This window comes from Marinobacter sp. L-13, assembly GCF_056857715.1.
Window position 1 is genome coordinate 20,417 of sequence record NZ_JBSXNQ010000051.1, and the last position, 14,099, is coordinate 34,515.

Genomic DNA, 14,099 nt, shown 5'->3' on the forward strand with positions numbered 1-14,099 from the left:
ATCAGAACGGTTTTCGGGAAACGACCCGGGGCATCCCGAAGGATGCCCCGGGAGGGGCAGGTCAATCAGTTAAGAACGTTGGCCAGACGCTCACGCGCGGAGTCGTTCAGCCAGGTTGACCACTCGTCGCTGTTGTTGCTGAGGTAGTAAACCGCAGCTTCTTCGCCCGAGGCATTGTTGGAGTCCATCCAGGCCAGGATGCTGCTCATGGTCTCGGTCTTGAACGTCAGCTTGCTGAGCATCTCGGCCACTTCCGGCTCGCGCTCTTTGAAGCTGGTAGTGATCGACGTCAGAACCGTTGCCGCCGGGAAGTCGGATACGCCCGGATTGTCGACATCCGGCGTCTGGTTTTTCTGGTGCACGTCCGGCTTGATGTCGCCGAGATCAACCCGGGTCATGTCGTACTTGCCGAGGGGAACGGTCGGACCCCAGTAGTAGCCGAACCAGGGCTCTTTGTTCTGGACAGCGGACGCCATGGAGGACGCCAGGGTCTCACCGGAACCATGGTTGAATACGTCAATGCCGGACTCTTCCAGATCCAGGGCACGAACCAGGTTGTCACTCACAACTCGGCAGCCCCAGCCGTCCGGGCAGTTGTTGAAGGTGCCGCCAACGAGCTCAGGATTGGCCATGATGCCCTCGATGGTCTTCAGCTCCGGATGCTCTTCCGCGAGGTAGGTGGGAATCCACCAGCCTTCAACACCGCCCGGATCCAGAACCTTGCCAAGGCGCTCCACTTTGCCCTGTTCTTCAAGGCGCAGGTAGGCCTCGCCCGCGGAGTTCAGCCACAGCTCGGTGACGATGTCAGGCTCACCGTTTTCGGCAACGGAAGTTACCGCCGGAACGGTATCGGAAGGAACAATGGTGACGTCACAGCCGTAACCCTGCTCCATGATGAAGGTGGCCACGTTGGTGACGACCGTGTTGGACGCCCAGTTCATTTCGGTAATGGATACCTCGCCGCAATTGGCCTGGGCCGCGACGGGTACGGATAGCGCGCAAAGCAGTGCAGCAGACTTAAGCTTTCGCATAGTCACTTCTCCTTTTCAGGGTTTGTGATTTTTGGAGGGTGTTGTCGGTGTTAGTGCCGATACGAGGGGACGGCGATCCATAAGGATCGGGAAAACAGCTCTTTCATGGTCGCTGTTAAGGTCGAACAAATCACGAGGTCTCGGTTAATACTTAACTGTAAGGATAACGAACCTCAGCTCAGTTACAAGGGCGTATTCCAAATGCGTCTTTAAAAGAGACACATTATGCCCCGGGAGAACTGTCAAGAAGGTGTAGTAATCGATGGATACACTCCGGGTACCTGAACCCGGAGAACAGCATGACAGAGCTGCGCGACCTGACACCTCACACATCAATCAGCCACGAGCAGGCCTCCCGGGATGGGCGTCAGCGAAGGTTGCTGAGAACCTTCCTGCCGGAGCTCGTTGGCCTGGAGCGCATCCTGGCGGAAGCGCCGGATTTCATCACAACCGAAGTGGTGGAGCGGGTCGCCCTCAAGGACCTCTCCTTGCCCATCTACCGTGTCGATATCGGATCTTCCCGGCCCGATGTGCCAGCGGTATTGCTTGTTGGCGGCGTGCACGGGCTTGAACGCATTGGAAGCCAGGTAGTGATGGCCTGGCTGAAGTCGCTACTCGCCAGAGTGACCTGGGACGAACATTTGCTGGGGTTGTTGCAGAAGGTTCGAATTACCCTTTTGCCAATCCTTAACCCGGGCGGTATGTACCTGAATCAGCGCAGTAATCCCAACGGCGTGGACCTGATGCGCAATGCGCCGATCCAGGCCCAGGAACGTAGCGCATTCCTGCTCGGCGGCCAGAGAATTTCACCCCGATTGCCGTGGTACACCGGCGACCCTGAACAGGGCATGGAGCCCGAAAACCTGGCTCTTGAGGCGGTCATAAAACAGCTGCTGCCGGGGCGGCCGTTCAGTGTGGCACTGGACTGCCATTCCGGATTCGGGATGCAGGACCAGATCTGGTTTCCCTACGCCTACCGGCGTCGACCCATGCGTCGAGTCGCATCGGTTATGGCGCTGAAGCTTATCTGGGAGCAGTCATACCCAAATCACGACTACCGTTTCGAGCCCCAGTCCCGCCACTATCTCACCCATGGCGACTTGTGGGATTACTTCTACAAACAGGTCAATCGCGAAAATGCCGGTGTTTTCCTGCCCCTGACCCTGGAGATGGGCTCCTGGCGCTGGATTCGCAAGCGGCCCCGTCAGTTGCTGAGACTCGACGGCTTTTTCAATCCCCTGGTTCCGCACCGGCACAAGCGGGTCCTGCGCAGCCATCTGACCTGGATGGACTTCCTGATTAACGCCGCCGCCAGCCACGAAAACTGGTTGCCGGCTCGGGATGAGGAGTCCATGCTGAAAGAAGCCGCGATCATGCACTGGTATCGCGATACTCTCTAGCGATCCAGCCGGACCTGGCATCCATCAATCGGAACTATCGTATGCACTGGATTCTGTTGCGGGGTCTGACTCGGGAACACGCCCACTGGGGCAGCTTCCCGGCTCGCCTTGGGGAGGCATTTCCCGAGCACCAGTTCCATCTGGTCGACCTGCCCGGGACGGGCGTGCGATATCGAGAAGACAGTCCGGCAACGGTAGCGGCGATTCGGGAAGCTGTCTCCAGGCACGTTAGCCATATCCCCGGTCCTTTCAGCATCCTGGCACTTTCCATGGGCGGTATGGTGGCCCTGGACTGGGCCCAGCAGGCTGCGGATGGTCAGATCCAGAACCTGGTCCTGATCAATACCAGTTCCGGCTTCAGCCCGCCCTGGAAACGCATGCGGCCTGGGGTCTGGCCGCGAATTCTGCGGCTGCTGGCCCGTCAGGAGTTGTTTGACCGTGAGCGGGATATTCTCCGGCTCACGTCTAACCGTGAGGTGCCTCTGTCACTGGCAAAACAGTGGTACAGCATACAACGACAACGCCCCGTCAGTACCCGCAATGCGATCAACCAGTTGGCGGCTGCCGCCCGCTACAAACCCGGTGAAAAGCGTCCTGTGCCAGATGCCCTGATTCTCGCCAGCCGCGGCGATCGCATCGTTCACTGGCGCTGCAGTTCTACGCTGGAGGAACGCTGGCAATGGACCATGAAACTGCACCCGGATGCTGGCCATGACCTTCCACTGGACGACCCGGAGTGGATTATCCAGCAGATCCGCAACTGGCTGCCCCGGTAACGCCGGTTGCTTGACGCAACTCTTCTTTCCGGTCAGTCTTCTCGTTTTGAACCGTCAAAGCCGCCATTGATCAGGAACGGAGCCGATAATAATGAAAATCTTCGAAACCAAAACCGCCCCTAACCCCCGCCGCGTGCGCATGTTCATGGCCGAGAAAGGCCTGTTGGACAAGGCTGAATTCATCGAGATTGACCTGCAGAAGGGTGAAAACCTGACACCTGAATTTGTCGCCCGAAATCCGATGAAGAAAGTGCCTGTGATGGAACTGGATGACGGCACCTGTATTGCCGAGACCATGGCAATCTGCCGCTATTTCGAAGAGAGCTACCCGGACACGCCGACCCTGATGGGCGACACCCCGCTTGAAAAAGCCCAGCTTGAGCAGTGGCTCCGGTGGATAGAGTTGTTCTTCTTCATGCCTACTGGCATGTGTTTCCAGCACACCACCGGCTATTTCAAGGACCGGATGAACCCGATCAAGGAGTGGGGCGAGGAGTGCGGCAAGAGCGTTGAGAAGTTCATGCACTTCCTCGACAAGCAGCTCGAAGGCAAGGAATACATCTGCTGCGACCGCTTTACGGCCGCCGATATCAATGCCTTCACAACAGTGGCATTCGCCCGGGTTGTGGGCATCCGGATCAAACCTGAGCAGGCCAATCTGCAGGCCTGGTACGACCGCATCAAGGCCCGTCCTTCGGCCCAGGCCTGAGGTCCGGGCTACCCTGGAACTGGAAGAGAAACGTTAATGACCACAACGGATTCAAGCCTCCAATGCGCATTGGCTGCGATTGACGCGGCGAATAAGGCCGACCCGAACCAGGAGCGGGTCGGTGATGAACTTCTGCCAAAGGAGTATGCCTACAGCCTGCACATGACCCGCTGGCTGTTCGAGCTTGAATCCGATCCTTCCGAACGCATGCAGATCGCCTGCCGCGCCCAGCACATCGAGCGCTGGACTATGCCGCGGAAGGACTATCCGGAAGGTCGTAAAGCCTATTACCAGTGGCGCCAGGCCTGTGGCCGTATGCATGGCCGGCGTGCTGGGGAAATCATGGCGGATTGTGGCTACCCGAAGGAGGAGTGCGATCGGGTGGAGACCATCCTGACCAAGCGGGAACTGAGGCAGGATGCCGACACTCAACTGCTGGAGGACGTGGCCTGCATGGTGTTCCTGGAGCGATACTTCGCAGATTTCTATGAGGAAAAAGCGGACTACGATCGGGAGAAGTGGCTACGCATAGTGCGCCGGACCTGGGGCAAGATGTCGCCCCGTGGGCACGAGGCGGCACTCAAGCTGGCAGAGGGGATGCCGGCGCACCTTCTGGAACTTTTGCAGGAGGCTTTGGCCGACGCCTAGCATCAAATGCCTGTTGCGAACTTTTGTGCACAGTCCAGCGGGTACGACCTGCCAAAATACGCTGTGAATACCTCCCTGTACGCTCGGCTCCGCCATCCATGGCTCCGCACGATTTTGGCAGGTCGTACCCGCCGAACTGTTTAAACTTGTGAGTTAGCCTTTTGGAAAGAACAGTTCTTGAAGTTTCTGGCCAGGCTCTTCCGCCCGCATAAACGATTCCCCCACAAGGAAACCGTAAATCCCGCGAGCAGTCATCGCTTCTACGTCGCTGCGGGTCATGATGCCACTTTCCGTAATGGTCAGCCGGTCCTGGGAGATCCGCTCATGCAGGTCAAACGTGGTGTCCAGCGAAACATCGAAGGTATGCAGATTGCGGTTGTTGATGCCGACCAGAGGCGTCGTCAGCGTCAACGCATCATCCAGTTCCTCGCCATCGTGCACTTCGACCAACACATCCAGCCCGATCTCATGGGCAATACCTTCCAGCTCTTGCATCTGGTCTTTGGTCAGGCAGGCGGCGATCAGAAGGATGCAGTCGGCGCCAATGGCCCGGCTCTCGTAGACCTGATAGGGCGCGACCATGAAGTCCTTGCGGATCACGGGCAGACTGCAGGCATTGCGGGCGGCGACAAGGTAGTCCTCGTGGCCCTGGAAGAAGTCGCGGTCGGTGAGTACCGACAGACAAGCGGCGCCTCCGTTCTCGTAGCTTTCGGCAATGACCGCTGGCTCGAAGGGGTCTCGCAGAATGCCCTTGCTCGGCGAGGCTTTTTTGATCTCGGCGATAACAGCGGGAGTCTGCTTTTCAATTCGGCTGCGCAGAGCGTTGGCGAAGCCTCTGGCTGCTGGTTGGTCCCCAGCCATGGCTTTCAGGTCGGCAACCGAAACCCTTGGTTTCCGCTCGTCAATTTCTTCCCACTTGCGGTCCACGATCTTGCGAAGAATGGTGGGAGTCTTTTCCAAATGTCGTTCAGTCATTAGCGGCCTGCAAGTAGTTAGCGAGAGCCGGTGGGGCAGGGCTTGCCAAAACTGTCGTCAGCCATGGATGGCTGACGCCAAGCCCTACAGGGACGTATTCACGGGCGTGTTTTGGTAAGCCCTGCCCCACCGGGTCGTCCTGCCGAAATCCGGCAGGCTTGGTCGATCAAAAGCACTGAGAAAAATCAGCCAGCTCCGACATCTTGCCGGCAGCGAGGCCAGAGCCCATGGCGTCGAGGGCCATATCCACACCCTCTTTCGGCGTCTTGGCCAAACCAGCGACATAGATCGCTGCGCCAGCATTGAGGGCAATCAGGTCCCGGGCTTTCTCGGCCATTTCATCGTGCCCACGACCGAAAGCTGCTTTGATGAGCTTCAGTGAGTCGTCGGCGGTGTCCACGGTCAGGCCCACCAGAGCCTGGCTCTTGATGCCAAGATCCTCCGGGGTGATGTCGTATTCGGTGACCTTGCCGTCTTTCAGTTCCGCCACGTGGGTGGCGCTTGCCAGACTGATCTCATCCAGGCCGTCTTTGGAGCAAACGACCATGATGTGCTCGGCCCCAAGGCGATGCAGCACCTCCGCCATCGGGCGGCACAGCTCCCGGTTGAACACGCCCACCAGTTGGCGTTTAACGCCCGCCGGGTTGGTCATCGGGCCCAGGATGTTGAAAATGGTCCGGCAGCCCAGCTCCTTGCGGGGGCCAATGGCGTGTTTCATGGCACCGTGGTGGGCCGGAGCGAACATGAAGCCGACACCAATTTCCTCGACGCAGCGGGCCACCTCTTCCGGTTTCATGCTCAGATTGATGCCCAGCTTTTCCAACAGGTCGGCACTGCCGCTCTTGGAGGAAACCGCCCGGTTGCCGTGCTTGGCCACAAAGCCGCCGGCTGCTGCCACCACGAAGGAGGCGGCGGAAGACACGTTGAACAGGTTGGCGCCATCGCCGCCGGTGCCGACGATGTCCACCAGGGGTTCGGCCTTGACCGTAACCTTGGTGGCCAGCTCGCGCATAACCTCGGTGGCGCCGGTGATTTCGTCAATCGTTTCGCTCTTCAGACGCAACCCCATGAGAAAAGCGCCGATCTGGGCGTCTGTGGCCTCGCCGTTCATGACGATACGCATCACGTCCTTCATTTCCTCCCGGGAAAGGTCCAGGTTGGAGGCAATGCGGTTGAGAGCTTCTTTCATGTCCATGTGTCGGCCTCTTATTGTGTTCTCAGAAAGTTGCGCAGCAGCTCGTGGCCCTGTTCCGTCATAATAGACTCCGGATGGAACTGCACGCCTTCGATGGGCAGGGTCTTGTGGCGAACCCCCATGATTTCCTCGATGGAACCGTCGTCGTTGCGGGTCCAGGCGGTCACTTCCAGGCAGTCGGGCAGGGTGGCCTTGTCGATCACCAGGCTGTGGTAGCGGGTCGCCTGCAGCGGGTTGCTCAGGCCCCGGAACACGCCGGTGTCCTTGTGGAATACCGGGGACACCTTGCCATGCATGACCCGGCCGGCGCGGATGACGTCACCACCGTAGACCTGGCCAATTGCTTGATGGCCCAGGCAAATGCCCAGGATCGGAACCTTGCCGGCGAAATGCCGGATGGCCGCCATGGAGATGCCAGCCTCGTTCGGGGTGCAGGGGCCGGGGGAAATCACCAGCCGCTCCGGGTTCAGGGCTTCAATCTGTTCGATGGTAATTTCATCGTTGCGGTGCACCTGCACGTCGGCACCCAGTTCGGCCAGATACTGCACCACGTTGTAGGTGAAGGAATCGTAGTTATCGATCATCAGCAACATAATCTGTTCCTCCGCCTCAGTGGTCGAAATCGTTGTAGGTCATGGCCACCGCGCGGAAAATGGCGCGGCCCTTGTTCATGGTTTCCTTCCACTCGAGGCGGGGCACCGAATCGGCCACCACGCCGGCGCCTGCCTGGATATGCAGGGTGTTGTCCTTGATCACGGCGGTACGGATGGCAATGGCTGTGTCCATGTTGCCGTTGAACGACAGATAGCCCACGGCGCCTCCGTAGACCCCACGCTTGACCGGCTCCAGTTCGTCGATAATCTCCATGGCCCGGATCTTGGGCGCACCGCTAAGGGTGCCGGCGGGCAGGGTGGCGCGCAGCACGTCCAGGCAGCTGGTGTTGTCTTTCAGCCGGCCGGTCACGTTGGAGACGATATGCATCACGTGGGAGTAGCGCTCCACGATCATCTTGTCGGTCAGCCGGACCGTGCCGGTTTCCGACACCCGGCCGGCATCGTTACGGCCCAGGTCGATCAGCATCAGATGCTCGGCAATTTCTTTCGGATCAGCCAGCAGTTCTGCTTCCAGCGCCTTGTCCTCGGCATCGGTGGCGCCGCGCTTGCGGGTGCCGGCGATCGGCCGAACCGTCACTTCCTCGTCTTCCACCCGGGCCAGGATTTCCGGGGAGGAGCCCACGATGTGGAAGTCACCCAAATCCAGGAAATACATGTAAGGGGAAGGATTCAGTACCCTGAGCGAGCGATACAGGTTCAGCGGTGGCGCCTCGAAGGGAATCGACATGCGCTGTGATATCACCGTCTGCATGACATCGCCGTCGAGCACGTAGCCCTTGATCTTGTCTACCGCGGCTTCGAATTTGTCCTGGGTAAAGCCGGAAATAAAGTCGCTCTCGTCCACGGCTTTTCCGCGCAGGTGTTCTGGGGTGCGGGGCGCGTCAGCGGTCTGCCTGTGCAGATGGTTTTCCAGCTGATCAATGCGGCTCTGCGCCTTTTCGAAGGCGCCCTCAATGGCCGGATCGGCATGGACAATCAGATGCAGCTTGCCCCGCAGGTTGTCGAATACCACGATCTCGTTGGACACCATCAGCAGGATGTCCGGCGTGCCGATTTTGTCCGGCGGACAGCTCTTGCGCAGCCGTTTTTCGATGTAGCGCACGGTGTCGTAGCCGAAGTAGCCCACCAGGCCGCCATTAAAGCGGGGCAGCTCATCCAGATCCGGTGCATGGAAGCGTTTCTGATAGGCTTCGACAAAGGTGAGCGGATCGTCCACTTCCTCGGTCTCAACAACCTCGCCGCCGCGGCTGATCTCCACCCGGTGGTCGAAGACCTTCAGTACTTCGTGACTGGGCAGGCCGATGATCGAATACCGGCCCCATTTCTCTCCGCCCTGAACGGATTCGAACAGGTAGGAATAGGGTCCGCTGGCGAGTTTGAGGTAGGTGCTCAGGGGCGTGTCGAGGTCGGCCAGTACCTCACGATACACAGGGATACGGTTAAAGCCGGCGTCGGCGAGCTCGGTGAATTGCTCGGGTGTCATGGTACGGTTTCCTGAAATCTGATCTGCATTGTGGATGAAAGCCTGTGCTTCCATCAGGTGCTGCGGGCTCGACCAGCAGACGCCAGTCAGCCTCCGGGCTTGCTCAGCCGGTGCGCCATCGCCACCATCGTGTTGCGCGGGTTGTCAGGATGCCTCGCGCTGCAGTCAGATTCAGTCCCTGCACGGCAGGAATCTCCCGTAAAGAAGTGCTCAATGTAAGTTCCTTGTGAGATTACAAAAGCTCGGCCAGCGAATCAACAACCGCGTCGGCGCCCAGAGTATCCACCGCAGGCCCGTAGTTATACCCGTACCGCACCGCCACACAGGGAATGCCCGCGGCCAGCGCCGCGTTAATATCCGCTGCGGAGTCGCCTACCATGACTGTGGTTCCGCGGGTGCCCCCCAGGGTTTCCATGGCATGAAGCAGGGGAGCGGGGTCCGGTTTCTTGACCGGCAGGGTGTCACCACCCACGGTCAGGTCGAACCAGTGATCCAGTCCCATTTGCTCAAGCAGCGGTGCCACAAACTGTTCCGGCTTGTTGGTGACGATGCCCAGCCGGCAGCCCTGGTTCTTCAGGTGCGTGAGACAGGCCTCGACTCCGGCGTAGACTACCGAATGCTGTCCGTTGAGCGTGCCGTAGGCGTGATAGAAAATCGCCAGGGCATCCTTGAACAGGGCCTCGTCTTTTGGTCGCGCCGGTTCCCAGTCCACCTGGCCGGCCAGGGCCCGGCGCACCAGAACGCTGGCGCCATTGCCTACCCAGTTCCGTACCCGGTCAATGCCTGCTGGTGAGCGCCCAAGATGCGCCAGCATCTGGTCCACGGCGGCCGCCAGATCCGGTGCACTGTCCACCAGGGTGCCGTCGAGATCAAACAGGGCAATCCCCGGCCAGCGTGGATTGAACAGCCCTGCCAGGCTCATTGGCTGATCACCCTGCGGGCCTGCTCCAGTTCTTCGCGCATGGCATCAATGGTGGTTTTATAGTCGTCGGTGTTAAAGATGGCAGATCCCGCCACGAAGGTGTCGGCACCGGCCTCGGCGATTTCCCGGATGTTCTCGGTCTTCACGCCACCGTCGATTTCCAGGCGGATATTGTAGTTACTGGCATCGATGCGCTTGCGGGCCTCCCGGAGTTTGTCGAGCGTGCCGGGAATGAACTTCTGGCCACCGAAGCCGGGGTTTACCGACATCATCAGCACCATGTCCAGTTTGTCCATCACATGATCCATATAATGCAGCGGCGTGGCCGGGTTGAACACCAGGCCCGCCTGGCAGCCACCGTCGCGGATCAGCTGCAGTGAGCGATCAATGTGGTTGGTCGCTTCCGGGTGGAAGGTAATGTAACTGGCCCCGGCGTCGATAAACATACGGATGAGGTCGTCCACCGGCGACACCATCAGGTGCACATCGATGGGGGCGGTCACGCCGTGCTTGCGCAGCGCCTCGCAGACCATGGGGCCAATGGTGAGGTTGGGTACGTAGTGATTGTCCATCACATCGAAGTGCACCACGTCGGCGCCGGCGGCCAGCACGTTATCGACTTCCTCGCCAAGACGGGCAAAATCGGCGGACAGGATGGATGGGGCAATCAGGTAAGGGTTCATGACGGCTCTCTCACAACAATGGATAATGGCTTGGTCAGCGGTCCCTGCCGCACATTCAGGATGGCTGCTAGTCTAACAGCTCAGTGGCGTTTTTTCGCAGTCAAAGGATCAGTATCTGTGCAGAGATTCGAGATTTACCGGCCCGGCGTGTTCTGGTTTTTTGTCCTGGCGCTGATGTGTGTCGCACCGTCCATCACCCTCGGGCAGGAAGAGAGCGGGACGGCCGGTGAGGCCGAAGGCGTCGAGGCGTCAGAGTCTGCGAGTCGGGCCCTGATCTGGACAGGCACCGGCGAACGCTCCCTGATCCAGCGTTTTCCCGAATCAGCGGTATGGCTGGAGCTTGAGGAGGGTGATAGGGCGCTGGGCCTGTTCTACCCGGAAGCCAGGTTGCCGGCTCGCGGTGCGGTGCTGGTTCTGTCGGAAGAAGGTGAAACTGCCGCTTCCGGGGTAACCGGCTCACTGGCAGCGGGGCTGGCTTCCAGGGGCTGGGCCGTGCTCACCCTTGGCCTGGAGTCGCCCTCACCGGTTCTGAGTGAAATCCTGATGCGGCCGGTGGTAGAAGAACCATCGGCGGAAACGGAGGCGGGTGAGCAGGAAGCACCGGAATCGGTCATGATCGATATCATGGCTTCAGAGAGTGCCGATGATCTTGAGGCGCGCTACCGAAGCCGGATCAGCCAGACGCTCCAGGCAGGGCTGGCCCAGTTGGCTGAGCGGGGCTATGAAACACCGGCTGTTCTGGGAGTCGGGCGAGCCAGCATACACGTGACCAACCAGGTACTGGAGGGGGCTGATGCCGCTGCGCTTATCTGGGTGGCTTCCCAGTTTTACCCCGTTGACCGTCCAGATCTGCCCGAACGTCTGGAGTCGCTGAGCACGAAATTGCTGGAGCTTTATCCGTCCGGAGCCGCTGATGATCAAACGAAATGGAGTATGGGAATGAGGTTGCGCCGGGCCGGGATGAGTGGCTTTGAGCGACAACCGATTCCCTGGCTCACGCCAGCGCCCGGAACCCTGGGCGATGGGATTGCCAGCCGCGTTGCTGCATGGCTGGAGTCCCGCCAGGACTAGCGGACGGTGTTGTGGCGCTTGATCAGTTCCCAGGCCTGCTGATAGTGAAGCAGACGATCCTTGGCCAGTGCATGCTCGCGGGGGCTGACCTGCTGTTGGGCCAGCTTGTCCGGATGGCACTCGGATACCTTCTTGCGGTAGGCCCGCTTGATCACCTCCAGTGAATCCCGCCGGGTGACCCCCAACAGCTCGCAGGCCTGCTGATAACTGGTGGGTCTTGAGAGATTCTCGCTATGCCGGGTCCATACCTTGCTGGCATAGCTGTCGAAGATGTCCTCGCTGATGCTAACCGGTAGGCCAATCTGGTCAATGGCATCCTCGCAGCGATAGCGCCTGGGTTTGGCGGGCCGGCCGTTCAGTTGACTGGCGTGGCACAGACAGATGGCGGTTTTCAGGGCCGGGGAAGGCCATAGCCGGCGGGACAGGCGCATGGCCAACCCGCGGATGAAAGGCAGTTGCCCGGCTGACTTGCCGTCCTGGAACCAGCCAATGGCGCGCCGTCGCTGACGCTTCGACAGCCTCATGGCCTTGATCAGGGATTCTGCATAGCCAATGTCGGCTTCGGTCACTCGCCCCTCTGCTTTGGCGATATAACCGAGGAAGAAGAACAGGGGGCGCCTGCACCAGCGGGGCAGATGGGCGCGCTCGATAAGCGCGGGTGCCTGATGGCCGCAGGCTGAGAGTTCCCGCATCAGGCTGGAAAACTCGGCGTCCATCCGTGCCGGCAGCACCGGTTGTCGTTTACTCCCTGCCATGGCTTTCAGATTCCCTGTTGCCCAGTTGCCTGTCCAGCGCCTGGAGGCGTTCCGGGGTGCCGACGTCCACCCATTGTCCCCGGTGATAAAGGCCTTTCACGCGGCCTTCGCCCATGGCGTTGCGCAGCACAGGCCCGAGCTTTCCGGACCGGTCGGTCAGGCCTTCGAACAGTCGCTGGTGTAACAGGCTAATGCCGGTGAAGGTCAGCTTGTCCGGGCCATCGCTATGGAGTACTCCCTGGTCAGTGAGGTGAAAGTCACCTTCCGGATGGTGTGGCGGATTGCTGGTGACCACCAGCAGGGCGTCTGCGTCAGGCGGCGGTGTCAGTCGAGACAGGTCGAAATCGCTCCAGATATCGCCGTTGATCGCCAGAAACCAGTCAGATTTGTCACCGGCAAGCAGAGGCAGAGCGCGCACGATGCCACCGGCGGTTTCCAGCGGCTCGCCTTCACGGGAATATTGAATGGATAGCCCGAACCCTTCGCCGTTTCCCAGGGTTTCCTCAATCTGGTCGCCCAGCCAGGCATGATTGATCACCACCTCACGGATTCCCGCCCGCCGCAGGTGCTCCAGATGATAGGTGATCAGAGGTTTGCCAGCGGCCCTTAACAGGGGCTTTGGTGTGGCCAGCGTCAGTGGCCGCATGCGTTCACCTTTGCCGGCTGCGAGAATCATAGCCTTCACTGGGGCAAGCGCTCCTGACCCGGGGCCGAGCCGATGCTCGTCTCGATCCGGGGCATAACCGTATCGCTCAGCCATTCGTGGAAGTGTCGCAGGGCTGGCTGTCGACCGCTGGCAACGATCAGGTACTGAACGGTTCGGGGAATGTCCTTGAGATAGCCGTGCTTGCCATCGCGGATCGATAGCCGGGCAAAAATGCCGGCAGCTTTCAGGTGCCGCTGCATGCCCATCAGTTCAAACCACTGGCGGAAGGTCTCCGGGTCCGCACGATGCAGGCCAGCCTCGAGGCTGCTCTGGCGGTAGTCTTCCAGCCACTCGCAGATGCGCTTCTCTGGCCATTGGATGTAGCAGTCTTTCAGCAGCGAGACCACATCGTAAGTGACGGGCCCAGTAACCGCATCCTGGAAATCGATGACACCCGGGCGAGGTTGGTCTTGGCGAACCAGCAGGTTTCGGGAATGGTAGTCCCGATGGACCGTCACTTCGGGTTGAGCCAGGGCGCTTTCCCGCAGCATGGAAAAGGTCGTGTCCAGCAGGGCCCGCTCGCTGTTTTCCAGGTTCATGCCCAGATGCCTCTCCAGAAGCCAGTCCGGGAACAGCGCCATTTCCCGCTCAAGCAGGGTGGCATCGTAAGGCGGTAGCGGGTAATCACTGGGGGAAGTCTGGCTCGCGATCAGGGTCAGCTCTTGCAGGGCGTTCCTGTAGAGCTGGTCTGCGGACTCGGTGTTCAGTCGGCCAAGCATCAGCTGGTCGCCAAAATCCTCCAGTAGCAGGAAGCCCTGCTTCAGATCAGCCTGCACAATGTCCGGCACCGCAATACCTTGGCGGTGCCAGTGCCGGGCGATGGCCACGAAGGGCTCGCAGTCTTCATGTTCCGGGGGCGCATCCATCACGATAAACGGTGCACCGTCCCCGGTAGCGGTCGTCGGATTTGCGTGCTGCCAGACCCGGAAATAACGGCGAAAACTGGCATCGCCGGAAACCGGTTCGGCTTCGCACTGTTCGAAGCCGGGAAATTGTCTGACCCAGTTGGTCAGCAACTGCAGGCGGGTATCCATAGTTCGGGTTGCGATCCTGAAAAAAGTTGTCGCTGACAGCGAAAGTTAGCAGACGAGTATAAAGAGGGTAAATCGGTTTTGCAGCGGAGTTTCCGTT

Annotated in this window: 15 protein-coding genes; 5 read left to right on the top strand and 10 right to left on the bottom strand. The window is 59.8% G+C overall.

From position 1 onward, the window contains the following. Positions 1-65: 65 nt before the first annotated feature. Positions 66-1,031, bottom strand: coding sequence for an ABC transporter substrate-binding protein (locus AC13DD_RS09005; RefSeq protein WP_008173409.1), 966 nt, complete (start codon positions 1,029-1,031; stop codon positions 66-68). A 299-nt stretch (positions 1,032-1,330) separates the two neighbouring features. Here AC13DD_RS09005 and AC13DD_RS09010 point away from each other — a divergent pair, with 299 nt between their 5' ends. The 4 genes from AC13DD_RS09010 (at position 1,331) to AC13DD_RS09025 (ending at position 4,564) form a co-directional block, all read left to right on the top strand. Continuing rightward, on the top strand, positions 1,331-2,431 hold the full coding sequence (locus AC13DD_RS09010; RefSeq protein WP_008173407.1) for a M14 family zinc carboxypeptidase: 1,101 nt from the start codon (positions 1,331-1,333) through the stop codon (positions 2,429-2,431). A gap of 41 nt (positions 2,432-2,472) precedes the next feature. After that, on the top strand, positions 2,473-3,207 hold the full coding sequence (locus tag AC13DD_RS09015; protein ID WP_104270811.1) for an alpha/beta fold hydrolase: 735 nt from the start codon (positions 2,473-2,475) through the stop codon (positions 3,205-3,207). A gap of 91 nt (positions 3,208-3,298) precedes the next feature. Next, entirely contained in the window at positions 3,299-3,916 is a 618-nt protein-coding gene (locus AC13DD_RS09020) for a glutathione S-transferase family protein (RefSeq protein ID WP_474545921.1), read from the top strand. Between the two features lie 36 nt (positions 3,917-3,952). Beyond that, a complete protein-coding gene (locus tag AC13DD_RS09025) occupies positions 3,953-4,564 on the top strand; it encodes a DUF4202 domain-containing protein (RefSeq protein ID WP_424005971.1) in 612 nt (203 codons plus the stop codon). A gap of 153 nt (positions 4,565-4,717) precedes the next feature. Here AC13DD_RS09025 and trpC read toward each other — a convergent pair whose 3' ends face one another. The 6 genes from trpC to rpe form a co-directional block, all read right to left on the bottom strand. Further along, complete coding sequence (gene trpC / locus AC13DD_RS09030; RefSeq protein ID WP_053113156.1) at positions 4,718-5,539, bottom strand: indole-3-glycerol phosphate synthase TrpC; 822 nt, start codon at positions 5,537-5,539, stop codon at positions 4,718-4,720. 166 nt (positions 5,540-5,705) lie between these two features. Continuing rightward, a complete protein-coding gene (gene trpD, locus AC13DD_RS09035; RefSeq protein ID WP_108018454.1) occupies positions 5,706-6,734 on the bottom strand; it encodes an anthranilate phosphoribosyltransferase in 1,029 nt (342 codons plus the stop codon). 11 nt (positions 6,735-6,745) lie between these two features. Continuing rightward, positions 6,746-7,327, bottom strand: a complete 582-nt coding sequence (locus AC13DD_RS09040; protein ID WP_008173393.1) for an aminodeoxychorismate/anthranilate synthase component II — start codon at positions 7,325-7,327, stop codon at positions 6,746-6,748. 16 nt (positions 7,328-7,343) lie between these two features. After that, positions 7,344-8,831, bottom strand: coding sequence for an anthranilate synthase component I (gene trpE, locus AC13DD_RS09045; protein WP_039882005.1), 1,488 nt, complete (start codon positions 8,829-8,831; stop codon positions 7,344-7,346). A gap of 232 nt (positions 8,832-9,063) precedes the next feature. Continuing rightward, a complete protein-coding gene (locus tag AC13DD_RS09050) occupies positions 9,064-9,753 on the bottom strand; it encodes a phosphoglycolate phosphatase (RefSeq protein WP_008173387.1) in 690 nt (229 codons plus the stop codon). Beyond that, a complete protein-coding gene (gene rpe / locus AC13DD_RS09055; RefSeq protein WP_008173385.1) occupies positions 9,750-10,436 on the bottom strand; it encodes a ribulose-phosphate 3-epimerase in 687 nt (228 codons plus the stop codon). Before rpe ends, AC13DD_RS09050 begins: the two co-directional genes overlap by 4 nt. 117 nt (positions 10,437-10,553) lie before the next feature. Here rpe and AC13DD_RS09060 point away from each other — a divergent pair, with 117 nt between their 5' ends. Beyond that, entirely contained in the window at positions 10,554-11,507 is a 954-nt protein-coding gene (locus AC13DD_RS09060; protein WP_008173383.1) for a DUF3530 family protein, read from the top strand. On the opposite strand, the gene AC13DD_RS09065 is transcribed toward AC13DD_RS09060, so the two are convergent. The 3 genes from AC13DD_RS09065 to AC13DD_RS09075 are packed head-to-tail and all read right to left on the bottom strand — an operon-like array spanning position 11,504 to position 14,002. Beyond that, positions 11,504-12,262, bottom strand: coding sequence for a DnaJ domain-containing protein (locus AC13DD_RS09065; protein WP_039881998.1), 759 nt, complete (start codon positions 12,260-12,262; stop codon positions 11,504-11,506). The genes AC13DD_RS09060 and AC13DD_RS09065 overlap by 4 nt on opposite strands. Continuing rightward, positions 12,249-12,947, bottom strand: a complete 699-nt coding sequence (murU, locus tag AC13DD_RS09070; RefSeq protein WP_039881997.1) for an N-acetylmuramate alpha-1-phosphate uridylyltransferase MurU — start codon at positions 12,945-12,947, stop codon at positions 12,249-12,251. The genes AC13DD_RS09065 and murU overlap by 14 nt, the downstream gene beginning before the upstream one ends. Then, positions 12,944-14,002 (bottom strand): aminoglycoside phosphotransferase family protein, encoded by a 1,059-nt coding sequence (locus AC13DD_RS09075; protein ID WP_008173378.1) that lies wholly within the window; start codon positions 14,000-14,002, stop codon positions 12,944-12,946. Before AC13DD_RS09075 ends, murU begins: the two co-directional genes overlap by 4 nt. Positions 14,003-14,099 lie beyond the last annotated feature (97 nt).